Here is a 16,273-nt window from a genome sequence, read left to right as displayed (position 1 = left end):
TACTAAACACTTACTATTTCAGATAGTTTTCCATACAGCACATATCCTTCAACTTGATCGAAGCCCAAGGATTCAACCAGTTTTTTATATACCGCTACTTGTTTTACGTGAGATTTTAATTTCTTTTTTCCAAACTTGTAATCAATCACAATGGCATTTTTTCCTTTTCGGATCACCCTATCAGGACGGTACACTTCACCATTCCCTTTTAGAATATCTCTTTCATTCACAACTTCCCAATCTTTAGAGAACCATTTCGCAACCCGATCATCAGCCAGCAATGTTTTTGCAAATGCCAAGACTTCGCTAGCTTGTTTATCATCTAACTTTCCTTCAAATTGAAGTTGTGAAACTGCCTGGTCCAAATCTTCAGCATACTCTATTAATTGGAAAAGCTGATGCAAGATATTACCTCTACTCACAGGAGAAAAAGACTCCACTGATTCAGCTTCTGAAAAATCAAAATAATCTGCAGAATGAGATCGTAACTTTAACCTATCATCCAATAATGAGGCTGGATATTCTATCGACTTTTCTTTTGGAGCGGAAATACTTTTATTCTCCTGACTTGGTAAATTCCCCATCTCAAAATATTTATCCTCCTCGTTCCAAAACTCACCAAGAGATAGTATTTTATCGCCATAAAAATCACTTGAAAACTCATTTGCTTCCTTAAAAACAAAATGCAACAAATCTGCTACTGTTTTTAGCTCTTTGTTTTTGTTTATTGGCGAGTAGCTAATAAATACCTCTTCTGCCCTGGTTTGAGCTACATACAATAAATTCAGATTATCGATGTATGACTGCAGCTTCTCCTCGAAGTATTCCTGATAATATATGGTTTCGCGCAAGGAACTGCTGTAGCGAACTGGCAAAACATCTAAAATATCAAAACCTTCAACCTTAGGCTGGCACCATAAAATATTGGTATGTCGGGTATTATCCAAATCCCAATTTGCAAAAGGCAATATTACAGCTTTAAATTCCAAACCTTTAGATTTATGAATTGTCATGATTCGGATGGCATCCTGTTCATCGGATACCGAAATTACCTCTTTGTCTTTTCTCTCCTCCCAATATTGTACAAAGGAATTCAAATCTGGTGAATCACTTTTTGTAAACCCTAAAACCAAATCTTGAAATGCTTCCAGGAAAGGATAATCATCCGGGTTTTGATTCAAACCAAATATCTTAATCAACTTCTCGGTTAAATCGTACAATGGCTGACGTTTTAACTCTCCAATATGATCTTGGAATTCTTTTGGAAAAATGGAATTAAACTGATCCTCATCGGCAATCACATACAAATCATCAGTACTTGTTTTCTCAGATTCCTGAACGTACAAACGATACTCTTGCTTTAAGAAACCAATGTTTATTTTATCATCAGGATAAACCAAATAATGAAGCAAATGAACTAAAAAATTAACTGTCGATGAGTTCTTTAAATAAAGGGAATCATTGGAAATAACATCGTAATTGATACTCTCTTTTGCTTTTTCGCTTGCGCGATAGGCCATTAAGGTATCGGCTACCAAACCTCCCTCTTTGCCATTTCTTACCAAAATTGAAATGTCTCTTGCCTTGTAACCACTGGATTGTAATTCCTCTATTTTCAAAGGTAAATCTTCCAAAACCTGCTCTACCCAATCCGATTCATTTTCCTTTTCAAGAAAATGTGCTTTAACATATCCCGAGGCTCCTTCCCCTTTATCAGGGATATGCTGATATACATCCTGGTAAGCACTTACAATTTTTTGTTTCTCATCCTCCATTCGATCAGAAATCTCGGCAGGAATCGATTCATTGTAGTGATTTTGCATGATTTGAGCTCCCAATGCGAAAGTAGCATTGTTAAAATCAATCACATTCCTGCTACTTCTCCAATTGTAATTTAAACTTAAGCCATTCACTCCATAAGCGCTAAAGTCTGCATCCAACTGATTTGCCAATAGTTTCCAATCTCCATTTCGCCATCGGTAAATGGATTGCTTTACATCTCCTACTACCAGTGAATGTTGATCTTCAGCCAAAGAATTTCCAACCAATGGTCTGAAATTATCCCACTGCATAGATGATGTATCCTGAAACTCGTCAATCATAAAGTGCTTGTACACATTACCAATTTTCTCGTAAATGAAAGGAGAATCATTGTTTCCGATAATGTCTCTTAACAACCTGCTTGCATCTGATAAAAGGAAGATATTCTCCTCTTCGGAGTACTCACGAACTTTCTTCGAAAGGTCAGTAAGAATTCCCAAAGTATAGATGTAGCTTAGTGTTTTTTCGGTTGAATTGTACAACATCGATTGCTCATCGTAATAATTTACTACAGCTTTAAGAATATCATTCAGGCCAGCTGAAACTGCTGTTTCAACAGCCATCTTGGTTTCTTTTCCAGCTTTACCTGCAACCCATTTTTTGGGAGTATCAATTGCTGTCCTGGCTCTTGCGCCAGGTTCATATTTTCCTCCTTTTCCCAATCGTTCCAAATAGCCAGCTACTCCTGTTTTACCGTATGAAAAATCGGCAACACTTAAGGAGTGATTCTCCATAATTCGTGTTGCTTCTTCCCCTTTTTGGGCAAAAAATTGTTCAAATTCCTCCTTAATCTCATTCAGAATTTTTCGGTAAGAACTTAGAAACTTTTTATCAGATAATTTTTCGATCAAACTGTTCGAGAAGTTTTGGAAATCTTCCTTGAACACTTCACTTCCAAGCGTTAAAATATCCTGCTTAAAATTCCAGGTTTTTCCATCCCTGATCTTGGATTCTGCAAAAGATGAAAGCCAGCTTCTCAATTGTGAATCCTTGTCGACATCCTGCAACAAATGATCTATAACATCACTCAAAACAGAAGTCTGATCCAACTCGATATTGTAGCCCATTTGCAGGCCAATTTCACGGGTAAACGAACGCACAACCTTTTGAAAAAAACTATCAATGGTAGTTACCGAAAATCTTGAGTAATCATGAAGCATTCGATTCAATATCTCATTTGCTCTCCTCTTCAACTCTTCAGAATTAAGTTGATTCGCCTCACACAATTCTTGGGCATATGGCGATTTTTTCCCGGATGAGATGATATGAATCTCTTTTAAAATCCTCGATTTCATTTCATCGGTAGCTTTATTTGTAAAAGTAACCGCTAAAATATTCTTATAACTTAAAGGATCGCTGAAAACGATGCTTAAAAACTCACCAGTAAGTGTATACGTTTTTCCTGAGCCTGCTGATGCTCTATATATATTAAGTTGTGACATTCAAAATTGCTTTATGCCGAAAATACAAATAATCTTTTCAGTACAGTTCTTCATAAACTATAAAATTAATATCAGATCCTTTAATTGTAAAATTCATCTTTTTGATAAATAAATTTCATTAACCTAATATCCTGAATAGTTTAATTTTAAATAATCAATTGAAATTAAACAAAAATCTCTACAACCAAATAATAACAAATCATCCTACACTATTGGACAACACCTTTTATATATTAACAATAATTTCAACATAAAAACTCAACTAAACACACCTAACTCTTTGATATTGTATCATTAATCATTTTTAATTAACTTATTGAAAGTTTTTAAAACATTCACTTTAAACCAAGCAGTTATGAAAAGATTTTTTACTCTATTTCTTTGTTTTATATTTTTAACTGGCTTTACTTATAGCCAGAAAAAAGAAATTAATTCAGAGGGAAAATACAAAGGAATTATTCGAATTAAGTTTGAGCAAGCTGAAGATCAAAAAGTTCAAACCTTACATCAACTTCTTCAAGAAGCCAAAGATGTTAAACTCAAGCAAAAACCAGCTTTTGTTAAAACCAATTTTGAAAGTGTAAATAGGGTTAATGAGCAATTCAAAGCACACAAAATGAAAAGAGTTTATCGTCATGCAGGTAAACACGAAGCTCGACACAAAAAATTTGGCTTACACCTTTGGTACGAATTAGAATTTAATTCGTCAACTCCTGTAAAACAACTAATCGAGTCATACAATAACATTGCTGAAATTTCGATTGCAGAAGGTGTACATGCAGTGAAACATGTTGCAATGGATGATGGAAAGAAAATAGCTCCTACAGCATTGCCTTCCGGCACAAATGATCCACTATTTGGAGATCAGTGGCATTACGAAAATACTGGTCAAAATAATGGTACCCCCGGTGCTGATATTAGCTTACTGGAAGCCTGGCAAATTGAAACTGGAAATGCCAATGTAATTGTTGCCGTGGAAGATGGTGGTGTAGATTTCGATCATGTCGATTTAGCAGCGAACATGTGGGTAAATACAGGTGAAATACCTGGCAATGGTATTGATGATGACAACAATGGTTACGTTGATGATATATATGGTTACAACTTTGGTGATGACACTGGAGAAATATACGTAGGTGACCACGGAACACACGTTGCAGGAACCATTGCTGCTGTTAATAATAATGGTGTTGGCCTTAGTGGTATTGCAGGTGGTAGTGGCAATGGCGATGGTGTTAGAATCATGTCATGCAATGTATTTGCTGCATCAACTGGTGGGTTTGCTGAAGCATTTACCTACGCAGCAGATAATGGTGCCGTTATTTCCCAAAACAGTTGGAGTTACCGATTTCCATATTACTACGATCAGGCTGTGCTTGATGGAATCGATTATTTTATAGCAAATGCGGGTGGTCCAAACGCTCCAATGGATGGTGGCATTGTAATATTTGCTGCTGGTAACGACAATTCACAAAGCAGATACTATCCTGCTTATTATAACAAAGTGCTATCTGTAGCAGCAACAAATAAGAATGATGTTAGATCATACTACTCTAATTATGGCGATTGGGTTGACATTGCAGCTCCTGGTGGAGAATTGGAAAATACCAATGAAGATCCAACTGCAGTTCATAGCACATACCCTAACGATCAGTATGGAGTAATGCAAGGAACATCTATGGCTTGTCCACATGTTTCGGGTGTTGCAGCATTAATCGTTTCAAAATATGCAGGTAATATTACTCCTACCGAACTTTGGAATAAACTGGTTGATAATACTGATAATATTGATGCTTTACAAAGTGCAACACACGCAGGTAAACTAGGTAGTGGAAGACTAAACGCTTACAAAGCATTAAGTGATGATAATCTACCATCTGTTCCTTCGGGACTAACAGCAACCAACGTAAGCCAAACCTCTTTTACCATTGAATGGAACGCAGTGTCGGGTGCCACAAGCTACGATTTACAAGTAAGAGAACAAGGTGGAAGTTGGCAAGATTATAATACCACAGCTACAACTCATGATTACACCAATGCCACCGCCGGTACAACTTACGAATTCCGTGTTAGAGCTAATAATGACGCCGGATCGAGTGGTTATTCCGCAATTGCTAGTGTAACAACTGAAGCTGCTCCTACTGCTCCTGACACTCCTGCAAATCTTACTGCATCAGCAATTACCTACAACTCAATGACTATAAGTTGGGATGCTGTAACAGATGCGGATGATTACGATCTTGATGTTCGTCCGCAAGGTGGATCCTGGTCTACCATTAATCAAGCCGGGACTTCATATGATTATACTAGTCTTTCAGCTGAAACAACCTACGAATTCCGGGTTAGAGCTAACAATGAAATAGGTTCCAGTGCATATTCAGCTGTAGAATCTGCAACAACTCTTGAAGCTCCAACTGCTCCAGAAACTCCTGTAAACTTAATGGCTTCATCAATTACTTACAATTCGATGACCATAAGTTGGGATGCTGTAACAGATGCTGATGATTACGATCTACAGGTAAGAGAACAAAGCGGAAGCTGGACTACCATTAATCAAACGGGAACTTCGTATAACTATACAGGACTAGCGGGAGAAACAACTTATGAATTCCAGGTTAGAGCTAACAATGAAATAGGTTCCAGTGCATATTCAGCTGTGGAAGCAGCAACAACTCTTGAAGCTCCAACAGCTCCAGAAACTCCTGTAAACTTAATGGCTTCATCAATTACTTACAATTCGATGACCATAAGCTGGGATGCTGTAACAGATGCTGATGACTACGATCTTGATGTTCGTCCGCAAGGTGGATCCTGGACTACCATTAATCAAGCCGGAACTTCGTATAACTATACGGGACTAGCAGGAGAAACAACTTATGAATTCCGTGTTAGAGCTAACAATGAAATAGGTTCCAGTGCATATTCAGCTGTGGAAGCAACAACAACTCTTGAAGCTCCAACAGCTCCTGGTATTCCACAGAATGTAATTGCTTCAAACATTACCTACAATTCATTTACAATAAGCTGGGATGCTTTAGCTGATGCCGATGATTATGATCTTGATATTAGAATCGATGGTGGTAACTGGACATCATTCAATACAAGTGCAACATCTTACGATTATACAAATGCTGATGCCTCTACAAACTATGAATTCAGAGTAAGAGGGAATAATGAAGTTGGACCTGGTGAATATTCTAGCATTGGAAGCTTGACTACCGATCCTGTTCCAGCTCCAAACACCCCAACAGGATTAAGTGCATCAAACATCGCATCCACCTCATTTACACTCAACTGGAATTCCATGCAATTTGCCGATAACTATGATATTCAAATCAGAGAATTAGGTGGCGCCTGGGAATCTTATTCAACAGCATCAACCAGTTTCGACTATACCAGTGCTTTGGCCGAAACCACATACGAATATCAGGTAAGAGCAAGCAATTCAACTGGAGATAGTGATTATACTGCCATACAATCCTTAACTACATTAGGAGAATCTCCAACTCCTGAATATTGCGAATCTTACGGTCAAAATACTCAATATGAGTATATCGATTTGGTTGAGTTTGCAGACATGAGCAATCCTTCAGGAAATGATGGTGGTTATGGTGACTATACCGGACTAATCGCAAATGTTGCTCCGGGTGGTTCCTATACATTAAACTTCTCTTTGGCGTATACCAGAAGAACCTATGCAGCCAACTGGAAAATTTATATTGATTTTAATCGAGATGGTAACTTTAGCAGCAATGAATTGGTTGTTTCAGGATATACAATCAGTTCTGGCATATCATCTAAAAATGTAAATGTTCCTTCTGATGCTGCAATTGGACATACACGCATGAGAGTTATACTGAAGCACAGAAGAGCGGCTTCTGATGGCTGTCAAATCTTTAGCCAGGGTGAGGTTGAAGATTACACGGTAAACATTTCGAATACAGCTCCTGCAAATATTGCTAAAAATTCATCATTCGGATTACCATTAAGTGATACACCTCCTGTTGAAGAACTAAAACTTTATCCTAATCCTGCCAAAGACTATGTGAACCTGTTTATCCAGGGTAACATTCAGTCCAGAGTAAAAATTAGCTCGATTACTGGCAAGGTGATAAAAGTGTTAACACTGGACATTGAAAATAACACGCTTGATGTTTCAGACCTTCCTTCAGGAATTTACTTCATATCCATTGAAGATGAAGAAGGTGTGATGACAAAGAAACTACTAAAATTATAATTTGAAGGACTAAATTTAAAGGCAGGTGTTTTACACCTGCTTTTCTTTTTATTAAGCCTTAACTTTCGCAACTTTTTATCTTTCACAACGTTTCTATAATACAGCCTCTCTCAATATTGATTCAATCAATACTACAAGTGTTCTTTTAAGCATTAAAACGAATGAACTATGAAACATTTATTATTTATTCTGGTTGCTCTCTTTTCATTAGCGGCTTGCAGTTCATACTCTTCATTCAATCAACCTGAAATTGTAAATGATAATACAAGTGAGCTTGCAACAAACGAACTTACAGATAGTACAGAATACGAATTATTAATTTTAGATATTGGTTTCGAGAACTGGTTTGTCACACGAAATATGCCAGGCTCAGCACACTCCAATAGCTATTATAAAAATTGGAATCACAGGTATGTTATAGAGTGGAATATAAAACACTCACAAGGACACCCATATTTCGAGAATCATATCTACTACGATCCTTTCGAGGATTATGGTTTTGATATCAATTACAAGTTGTATCACTATTTTCAGTTTGTTGAAGAAAAAACTGGCGTCACCCTAGTTCAAAGGGGAAAATAAGTGCAAAAAAAAGCGGAAGACCATCAATCTTCCGCTTCTGTTTTTTATATCAATTCAATTAAAACTTGTAAGCCAAACCTACACCAACAATCTCCTTAAATTGAATTCTAGGACCTCTATTATTTCCTTCTACATCGTAATAATCAATATCATCATCGTAAACCAATGAAGTATTTACAGTTGCAGTCAAGAAACTGTTAATTTTCATGTTCAACAGTACTTCCCAGGTCACATCAATATTCCCAAAACTATCCGAATAACCGGTAAATAAATCCAGCGTACTTTTTAAATTTACATTTTCCATGATATCTTTATTCAATGATAATTTGGAATATGCACCAAATTCACTTCTGAATTTATCTCCAGGATCAACACCAAAAGCACCTTTATCCGAAAGATCATCATCATTTACCACAGTCATTTTTCCAGTAACTGGTGAAATGTATGCTGAAAACACATCACTTGGTTTGTAATCCATACCCACCGATAGGTTCATGTAGGCAGGAGCTAGAAAATTCGAAATTTTCACATCATCCACTCCTTCTTCACTACTGTAATTATAACCTTTGGCAAACTGCGTCTTAAAATCAAAAAGAGCTGTATAAAACCAATGCCCACCATTTTTATAACCATACTTGGTAAAGTATTCCAGTTTATCGATACTCTTACGCACTCCTTCGTCGCCTTGCTTTACCAATCCATATTCCAGGTTCAATTTATTCTCCCAACTGTTTTTTCCTTTGTTGTAATTGGCGAACAAATTTAATTGAGAATTTGTAGAAATCGCATTATCTCCACCACCAGACCAGTTGGTTAAAGATGTTTGAGAAAATGATATTGAAATCAACCCACCCTTTTTCCAATAGGATGTATCTTGTTTTTCCTGAGATATTGCAACAAAACAAATCATTGCAGCAATAAATGTTAAACCTAGTTTCTTCATGTGTTAAATTTTAGCTTTGTTTATTAGTTAGTTAGAGAGAGAAATCTCAGTCTTAAATTACAAACGAATTTAACGCAAATTATGCATCAAAAAAAAATTCATAAGAAATTTTATCATTGAAATTTACAATTGCCTATTAAAGAATATCTATGATCACTTTAAAACTTGTTATTACTTAACAACTCCTTACCCCAATTATTCTAATGAACAATTGTTGTCTGCGAGAACAACAAGTGCCCACAACCAAGTCGGGATTAACTCGCATGTATATTCATATGCAATAAAATAGATGAATCCTGCGAGTTAAAAATTGATTGTTTGCCACATCTGTAAAAAATGAATACTTTTGCTCCTTGAAAAAACAAGGAGATTTTATTTAATGAAGAAAAAAGTTGTAATCGGACTGTCGGGAGGAGTAGACTCAAGTGTTGCTGCACATTTGTTAATTGAGCAAGGCTATGAGGTTGAAGCTCTGTTCATGCAAAACTGGAATGATACAGTTGGATTAAAATCGGAAGAATGTCCGTTCGAAGAGGATGTTTTGTTTGCACAAATGGTTGCTAAAAAACTAAATATTCCTTTTCACTTTGTGGATTTGAGTACCGAATATCGTGCGCAAGTAATTGATTACATGTTTGCCGAATACGAAAAAGGGAAAACTCCTAATCCTGACGTATTGTGTAATCGTGAAATTAAATTTGATGTTTTCTTAAAGAAAGCATTGGAACTGGGTGCCGATTACGTTGCAACAGGACATTACTGCCAGAAAGAAACCATTGTTAAGGATGGCAAAGAAGTTCACCGTTTAATTGCTGGTGAAGACAACAACAAAGATCAGTCTTACTTTTTGTGTCAGCTTTCGCAGGAGCAATTGTCGAAGGCCATGTTTCCAATCGGACATATCGAAAAACCTGAGGTAAGAGAAATTGCCCGAAGAGAAAAATTGGCATCGGCCGAGAAAAAAGATTCACAGGGAATTTGTTTTGTGGGTAAGGTTGATTTGCCTGTATTTCTTCAGCAAAAGCTAAAGGCGAAAAAAGGAAGAATCATCGAAATATCTGCCGATAAGGCAAAAGAAATTATTCCACAATCAGAGGAATTGAAAGACATTGCACAACCCTATCAGTTTTCTCCTGAAATGGGAGAAGAGGTAGGAACACACAATGGAGCTCACTTTTTTACCGTAGGTCAGCGTAAGGGACTAAATGTTGGTGGAAAAGCAGAACCTTTGTTTGTTATTGGTACCGATGTAAAGGAAAACATTGTTTACGTGGGAATGGGACACGAACATCCACTTCTAATGCGCAAGGCTTTGTTTATTCCTAAGGAAGAAATCCACTTTATTCGCGAAGATTTGCGTCCGACAGAAAACTGTGAAAGAAGATACGATATCAGAATTCGTTATCGCCAACCTTTACAAGGCGGAAGCATTCATTTTAAAGAGGAAGGATTGTACATCCACTTTGATGAACCACAACGTGCCGTTGTTTCAGGACAGTTCGCTGCCTGGTACGATAAAGGTGAATTGATTGGTTCGGGTGTGATTGATTAAATTCTACGATAATATTTTAAAGCCATTCAGAAAATGAATGGCTTTTTTAATTCTCCTCTGGATTAAAATCTGTCTCATAGATTCTATAATCGAACCTACCAGACCTTACCTTTAGAGGATATTCATAATAGTCAGATAGAGCAAAGCCAAAGGTTCCTGATATAATTATGGAAGATTTGTCTTTGCTATGCCTTACATTTCTAAAATAAACCTGTCCAATTCCTTTATTATTGGTCGATGATAAATAATTAGCTTTTAGGTAAGCAAGATTGTTCGTCCCATCTAAACTGATTTTTTGCCCATTCAAATTGATTAAATCTTCAAACTGAATCATTCCAAGTTCAGTTAAATGAAACTCAATTGCCAACTGTTCTTTATCAACATTTCCTACGAACCTAAGTCTTAAGCTATCCTTTTCTTGCCAAACTTTTATGGAAGGTTTATCACTGGCATAATATGGGAAACCAATGGTTACAGACGATTCCCAAATATTATCACCAACATACGCTCCAGCTACATTGTTTCCATCTTCGGTATATTTAGGCAATCGAGGATCAATGGGATCGGGTACAAATTCGGCAGTACAGGATGCCAAAATTAAAACAACAAAACACAAAAACAGACCGAAATTATTTAATTGATATTTTTTCATTGCCGATATTAATTTTGATTCCAACTGCTACAGAAATATTTTTCAAATCATGAGCCTCATCCTTAAAATTGCCCAAATCATCTATTTCATGATAATCAAGCATAGGAAGAACCCCATAGGTAAATCTGGTGTACAAACTCCATCTTTTTTGATTAAAAAAACTAGCTCCAAAAATTAAAGCCAAATCAAATTTGTTGTAGGTATCTTTCCACTCCTCTACATTCGAATCTATCATCCAACTTGGCTCCAAGCCAGTTTGAAAGGAAACATTATCCGATAATGAATAATCGAATACCACAGGAAAAGACAAATAGTTAAACTTAAACTCGTACTCCTCCCCAAACTTCTGACGATAGCCTTTTCTACTAATGTTTAGCTCATTAATTAATGATAATTTTTCTGTATTTCGGAAAGGATAATACTGTATGGAAATACCATAATTATAGCCCAATAAAGCTTCCTTATTTTCTATTGATATATCATTACGTATGTTAGAGTAAGCCAAATTAGAATGTATGTATAATTGAGCTTCTGCTTTAACCGTAAATACAATCAGGAGGATTAGCAGGAATCCAAAGGTTTTTGCTTTCATACTATGTTTTCTTTGGCAATTATTCTTTTAACTAATTGATATATAAAATGATTATTAAAACTTAACACAATCATAAATGTAACGATAATATTTCTAACCTATCTAAGTGACTATTAATTAAGCTACATATAAATCAATGTTTTTCTGCATCACCAAGAGATCTTCACAAAAGTACCTGATGATTCATACAGTTTTTACCAACAAAAAAAGTGCACCTACTGGCACACTTTAATTTATTATTGATTTGTATTATTATGTCGAAATACGAAAAAACTTCAAGCACAAATTTCTCAAATGCTAAATTGATTCTCAATTGTTTTAGATCAATCTGTGTGAATTCGTGTAATACCGATTATTAATTTGTATAAGCCATCGGTGCGTTTCACTTCTAATGCCTAACAAATTATATATCGGCATTATACCTAATCTATTCGAGAGCTTAAAATAGCTCTCTATTTTTTTAATATGGTATAATTTGTGATTTACAGTTACTCTTTTAGCTTTTTCGAAACATACACGAAAAACTCAATTGCCGCAATAAAAAGCAAGGTATAGCCAAACAGCTCACTTCCCTCTTCCACTGCATTTTTTACCCAACGTTGCACTGGTTCCAACTTATCAACATCGAACAAGGCACGCCATACTTTCTTGGTTCCAAACAAACGTGAGAAAACAAATACACTTAAAAAACCTGCAATAAAGGTTCCGAATGCGGGTGTTGTAAAAAACTCCTCAAGGTTTTCCCAAATTTGCTGGCGTTTGCGATACACCAAAAAGATGGAAAACAGCATTACAAACAATGCAAATGGAAACCAGGCTCCGTGATAGATCTTATCGAAATAAACATCGAACTCGCGAATTAAGGCTACCAAAGCACCTCCTCCAAACAGGTAAGAAATGGCTTGATGTCCCCTGGAACGAATCCCCGCCAAAATAAACACAATACTGGTTAGCAACAAATACATTTGCTGCATCCACTCGGTTTGGGAACCTTCGCCAAATTTTCCCCCATCGATAAGAATACCTGCATCGCTTTTAATGATTAATGCCGATGCTACTACAGGAATGGCATATAGAATTACCCTAACTGCAGCAAAAATAATTGGTTTTAAATTCATCTCTTATATTTTTTAAAGTCTCAAAAGTCTAATAGTAAACACCTCTCTGTCCTACCGGACATCTCTCCTGAAGGAGAGAATTTTGGTCTGTGCAGACCATGAAGTGCAATTCATTATTCATTATTCATTATTATCTCTTCTGCTTTCTGCAGTTGCTCTGGTTTACCCAAATCGAACCACAAATCTGATTCATCATTGTAGGCCAACATTTTTTCAGTTTTTGCCAATCGCAGATACAAATCGATAATGGAGAATTTTCCCTCTTCTTCTATCAAATCAAAGAGTTTTGGATCGATTAAATGAATGCCACTAAATGCCAATGGCTCTGATTCATTCATATCAGCTCTAGCCTGCTTCACCTCTTCGGTCTTGCAATTCTTCCAACCCGTTAGCTGTTTCGCATGGTTGAAATACAAATAACGACTGCCTTCGCGCTTTCGCATCACCATACTTACCAAAGCTTTCGCTGATTTATGTTCTTTAATCAAATCAGCCAAATTAATGGAAGAAAGAATATCTACATTATAAATTAAGACTGGAGCTTCGGGAATGAATAATTCTTTCGCCTTCTTTAATCCTCCTCCAGTATCTAAAAGCGCTTCTCTTTCATCTGAAATGCGAATGTCGGCTCCAAAATAATTCTTCTCTTCTAAAAACTTCTCAATCAGATCTGCAAAATGATGCACGTTAATCACAATACGATCAACGCCTAAATCTATTAATTTTATAATGGCTCTTTCGAGCAGAGGTTTGCCGGCAAGTTCAACCAAAGCCTTTGGTTTGGTATTGGTATAAGGCTTTAACCTTGTGCCCAATCCTGCGGCAAATATCATTGCATTCAACATTCTTTTCAGGTTACAGTGATCAGTAAACAGTTATCAGTAACTATCTGTAAAATATTCTGTCTTTATCTATTTCTATCTTTTTCGCCTTGCAAAGTTTCTTGGCACTTTTCGCTACTCTATTGCATTTCGGACAAACAAATTGTTCCGTTTTACAAACCTTCTCCGCATACTCTTCCGGTGACAATTTACAACGCTTCTTACTCATTTTAACTCCCCTCTATTTCTCTTTCAATATGTCGCAAACTAACATTCACATCAAATTTTTCACGCAAATGTTTGGCTAAACTTTCGGCTGAAAAAACTGAGCGATGTCGACCTCCCGTACATCCAAAACTCACCTGTAAATTGGTAAATTTTCTCTTGATGTACTTGTCAACACTCATATCTACAATCGCATAAACCGATGTAAGGAATTCATCCATTTCACTCTTTTCCTTAAAAAAGTCAATTACCGGCTGATCTTTTCCTGTCATTTCCACATACTCCTTATACCTTCCCGGATTATGAATGGCACGACAATCGAAAACGAATCCTCCTCCATTGGTTGACTTGTCCAATGGTATTCCCCTGCGATAGGAGAAACTGTTGATTTCTACATGTAGTTTTACCTCTTCTTCCTGGCCTACTTGCTGTAAAAATTCCGAACCTACCACTTCATTTAGCGCTTTGGTTAACTCCGGTAATTCCACAGGCATATCCAATCTTCCCAATATGGTTTCCAGGTTCTTTAATGCATATGGAATCGATTTTAGGAAATGTTCTTTTCTTTCGTAAAATCCACGAAAACCATAAGCTCCCATGGCCTGCATAATGCGAATCAACACATATCCCTGGAAAAATGAGTTGAAGGCTTTCGAATCCACCTCTTGTACTTTCTGAACCTCTTGAAGATAATGGTCAAACAATTCATCTCTTACCTCCTGAGGCAAATCTGCTTTCGCATCGTATAGTAAGGATGCCAAATCGTACTGTAAAGCTCCTTTTCTTCCTCCCTGGTAATCGATAAACCATGGTTCACCATTCACCAACATGATATTTCTGGACTGAAAATCGCGATACAAGAAGTAATCTCTTGGTGCATCCAGGAGGTAATCCGAAAATTTCTGGAAGTCATTTTCCAGTAATTGCTCATCAAACGGAATCTTGGCCAATTTTAGGAAATAATACTTGAAGTAATGTAAATCCCAAATCATCGATTGCTTATCGAAGCTATCACGTGGATAACATGCCGAGAAATCCAATCCTTCTCCACCTTCAACCTGAAAACGCACCAGCTGACTGATGATTTTCTTGTAAATCAAGACCAAATCGGTAGCGAATCCTTCACCAACACGAAGGTGCAATATGTAATCGAACAGGGTGGTTTTTCCCAAATCCTGCAAAAGGTACAATCCATTTTCATCATCTTGATGATAGATTTCGGGAACTGGTAAATTTTTAGATAAAAAATGCTTGCTAAAACTTATGAAAGCATGATTCTCTTTTAGGTCGGCATTAAAGGCTCCAAGTACTGTTCTCTTTTCACCAATAATTCGTATATATTCCCGGTACGAACCAGATTGCGGAAGAAGTTCTGTTTCAACAACTTTATCTCCTGCCCATTTTTCAAACAAGCTGATTAACGCGTTTTTAGTTTCTTGTTTCAATTCAATATTTTTTTGAAGTTATCCTGATATGCGGATTTACAAATTTATAAAAAGATATAACACAGAAGTATTTCAATTAAAATTGCGGGTAACATATTCAAAACTTTAATTTTTTTAAGCTCTAAAATGCTTATCCCTAAAGCAATTATTAACACCCCTCCTATTCCTGTTATTTCATCGATTACAATTTGGGGAATAATGTCGCCAAACAAAGCTGCCAAAAGGGTTAAGCCTCCCTGGTAAATTAACAGGGGCACAACCGAAAACAAAACTCCTATTCCCATTACTGCCGCCAAGGCTACCGAGGATATGCCATCCATTAATGATTTGGTTAGCAATAAAGTTGGTTCTTTGCCCATGCCTTCCTCTAAGCTTCCAACAATGGTCATTGCACCCATGCAAAAAAGCATAAATGCAGTCAGTAAGCCTGTTGAAAAATTGGCATCTCCACTGCCAACTCTTTTCTTCAGGCCTTCACTTAAGTTCTCAACTCGTTCTTCCAAACGCAGCAACTCTCCCAACAAAGATCCCAACACCAAACTAAACACCATAATCAGCAATTCGTTTGCTTTTAGTGCCATGCTAATTCCCAGGTAAAGGGTAAATACACCAATTGCCTGGAATACAATTTTAAATAAACGTTCAGGAATTTTTGCCCGAAATAAAAGTCCGATGCTTCCTCCTAAAATTATTGCTCCAACGTTGACCAGAGTTCCTATCATAAATCTTCATTTTGATATCGAAACAACTAATTTAAATAAATTAATGGAAGCAAGGTATAGAATTACAAAAAGAGGCTGTCCAAAAAGTAATTCATCTGCATACTCAACGACTTTTACCCTT

The 16,273-nt window shown here is 36.6% G+C and carries 11 protein-coding genes; 3 read left to right on the top strand and 8 right to left on the bottom strand.

All coding sequences use genetic code 11. From position 1 onward, the window contains the following. Positions 1 to 2: 2 nt before the first annotated feature. Entirely contained in the window at positions 3 to 3,263 is a 3,261-nt protein-coding gene (locus NQ163_RS11715) for a UvrD-helicase domain-containing protein (protein WP_268190508.1), read from the bottom strand. A 355-nt stretch (positions 3,264 to 3,618) separates the two neighbouring features. Between NQ163_RS11715 and NQ163_RS11710 the strand changes: the two genes are divergently transcribed. Both NQ163_RS11710 and NQ163_RS11705 read left to right on the top strand, forming a co-directional pair. After that, positions 3,619 to 7,500, top strand: coding sequence for a fibronectin type III domain-containing protein (locus NQ163_RS11710; protein ID WP_268190507.1), 3,882 nt, complete (start codon positions 3,619 to 3,621; stop codon positions 7,498 to 7,500). Between the two features lie 168 nt (positions 7,501 to 7,668). Then, on the top strand, positions 7,669 to 8,082 hold the full coding sequence (locus tag NQ163_RS11705) for a DUF6146 family protein (protein ID WP_268190506.1): 414 nt from the start codon (positions 7,669 to 7,671) through the stop codon (positions 8,080 to 8,082). A gap of 58 nt (positions 8,083 to 8,140) precedes the next feature. Here the strand turns inward: NQ163_RS11705 and NQ163_RS11700 are convergent, their stop codons facing one another. Further along, entirely contained in the window at positions 8,141 to 9,025 is an 885-nt protein-coding gene (locus NQ163_RS11700) for a DUF3078 domain-containing protein (protein ID WP_268190505.1), read from the bottom strand. Positions 9,026 to 9,404: 379 nt separating this feature from the next. Between NQ163_RS11700 and mnmA the strand changes: the two genes are divergently transcribed. Next, a complete protein-coding gene (mnmA, locus tag NQ163_RS11695) occupies positions 9,405 to 10,577 on the top strand; it encodes a tRNA 2-thiouridine(34) synthase MnmA (RefSeq protein WP_268190504.1) in 1,173 nt (390 codons plus the stop codon). A gap of 46 nt (positions 10,578 to 10,623) precedes the next feature. On the opposite strand, the gene NQ163_RS11690 is transcribed toward mnmA, so the two are convergent. The 6 genes from NQ163_RS11690 to NQ163_RS11665 all read right to left on the bottom strand — a co-directional run bounded on the left by NQ163_RS11690 (position 10,624) and on the right by NQ163_RS11665 (position 16,152). Further along, positions 10,624 to 11,229: a hypothetical protein gene (locus NQ163_RS11690; protein WP_268190503.1), complete on the bottom strand. Its 606-nt coding sequence runs from the start codon at positions 11,227 to 11,229 to the stop codon at positions 10,624 to 10,626. Further along, positions 11,207 to 11,821, bottom strand: coding sequence for an outer membrane beta-barrel protein (locus NQ163_RS11685; protein ID WP_268190502.1), 615 nt, complete (start codon positions 11,819 to 11,821; stop codon positions 11,207 to 11,209). Before NQ163_RS11685 ends, NQ163_RS11690 begins: the two co-directional genes overlap by 23 nt. A gap of 488 nt (positions 11,822 to 12,309) precedes the next feature. Further along, on the bottom strand, positions 12,310 to 12,939 hold the full coding sequence (locus tag NQ163_RS11680; RefSeq protein WP_268190501.1) for a hypothetical protein: 630 nt from the start codon (positions 12,937 to 12,939) through the stop codon (positions 12,310 to 12,312). A gap of 113 nt (positions 12,940 to 13,052) precedes the next feature. After that, positions 13,053 to 13,772 (bottom strand): nucleotidyltransferase family protein, encoded by a 720-nt coding sequence (locus NQ163_RS11675; RefSeq protein WP_268190500.1) that lies wholly within the window; start codon positions 13,770 to 13,772, stop codon positions 13,053 to 13,055. Between the two features lie 218 nt (positions 13,773 to 13,990). After that, a complete protein-coding gene (locus tag NQ163_RS11670; RefSeq protein WP_268190499.1) occupies positions 13,991 to 15,430 on the bottom strand; it encodes a RapZ C-terminal domain-containing protein in 1,440 nt (479 codons plus the stop codon). Between the two features lie 44 nt (positions 15,431 to 15,474). After that, positions 15,475 to 16,152, bottom strand: coding sequence for a DUF554 domain-containing protein (locus tag NQ163_RS11665; RefSeq protein ID WP_268190498.1), 678 nt, complete (start codon positions 16,150 to 16,152; stop codon positions 15,475 to 15,477). Between the last annotated feature and the right edge of the window lie 121 nt (positions 16,153 to 16,273).

It is taken from the genome of Marinifilum sp. D737 (assembly GCF_026672275.1).
Lineage (GTDB): Bacteria > Bacteroidota > Bacteroidia > Bacteroidales > Marinifilaceae > Marinifilum.
Note: the sequence above shows the minus strand (reverse complement) of the source record. Positions and strands in the feature narration are given on the sequence as shown.

Bases quoted from the DNA above. Each gene is read 5' to 3' on its own strand.
- NQ163_RS11675 (WP_268190500.1), bottom strand. From the start codon at position 13,772: ATGATATTTGCCGCAGGATTGGGCACAAGGTTAAAGCCTTATACCAAT.
- NQ163_RS11705 (WP_268190506.1), top strand. From the start codon at position 7,669: ATGAAACATTTATTATTTATTCTGGTTGCTCTCTTTTCATTAGCGGCT.
- NQ163_RS11700 (WP_268190505.1), bottom strand. From the start codon at position 9,025: ATGAAGAAACTAGGTTTAACATTTATTGCTGCAATGATTTGTTTTGTT.
- NQ163_RS11680 (WP_268190501.1), bottom strand. From the start codon at position 12,939: ATGAATTTAAAACCAATTATTTTTGCTGCAGTTAGGGTAATTCTATAT.
- NQ163_RS11665 (WP_268190498.1), bottom strand. From the start codon at position 16,152: ATGATAGGAACTCTGGTCAACGTTGGAGCAATAATTTTAGGAGGAAGC.
- NQ163_RS11710 (WP_268190507.1), top strand. From the start codon at position 3,619: ATGAAAAGATTTTTTACTCTATTTCTTTGTTTTATATTTTTAACTGGC.
- mnmA (WP_268190504.1), top strand. From the start codon at position 9,405: ATGAAGAAAAAAGTTGTAATCGGACTGTCGGGAGGAGTAGACTCAAGT.
- NQ163_RS11685 (WP_268190502.1), bottom strand. From the start codon at position 11,821: ATGAAAGCAAAAACCTTTGGATTCCTGCTAATCCTCCTGATTGTATTT.
- NQ163_RS11690 (WP_268190503.1), bottom strand. From the start codon at position 11,229: ATGAAAAAATATCAATTAAATAATTTCGGTCTGTTTTTGTGTTTTGTT.
- NQ163_RS11715 (WP_268190508.1), bottom strand. From the start codon at position 3,263: ATGTCACAACTTAATATATATAGAGCATCAGCAGGCTCAGGAAAAACG.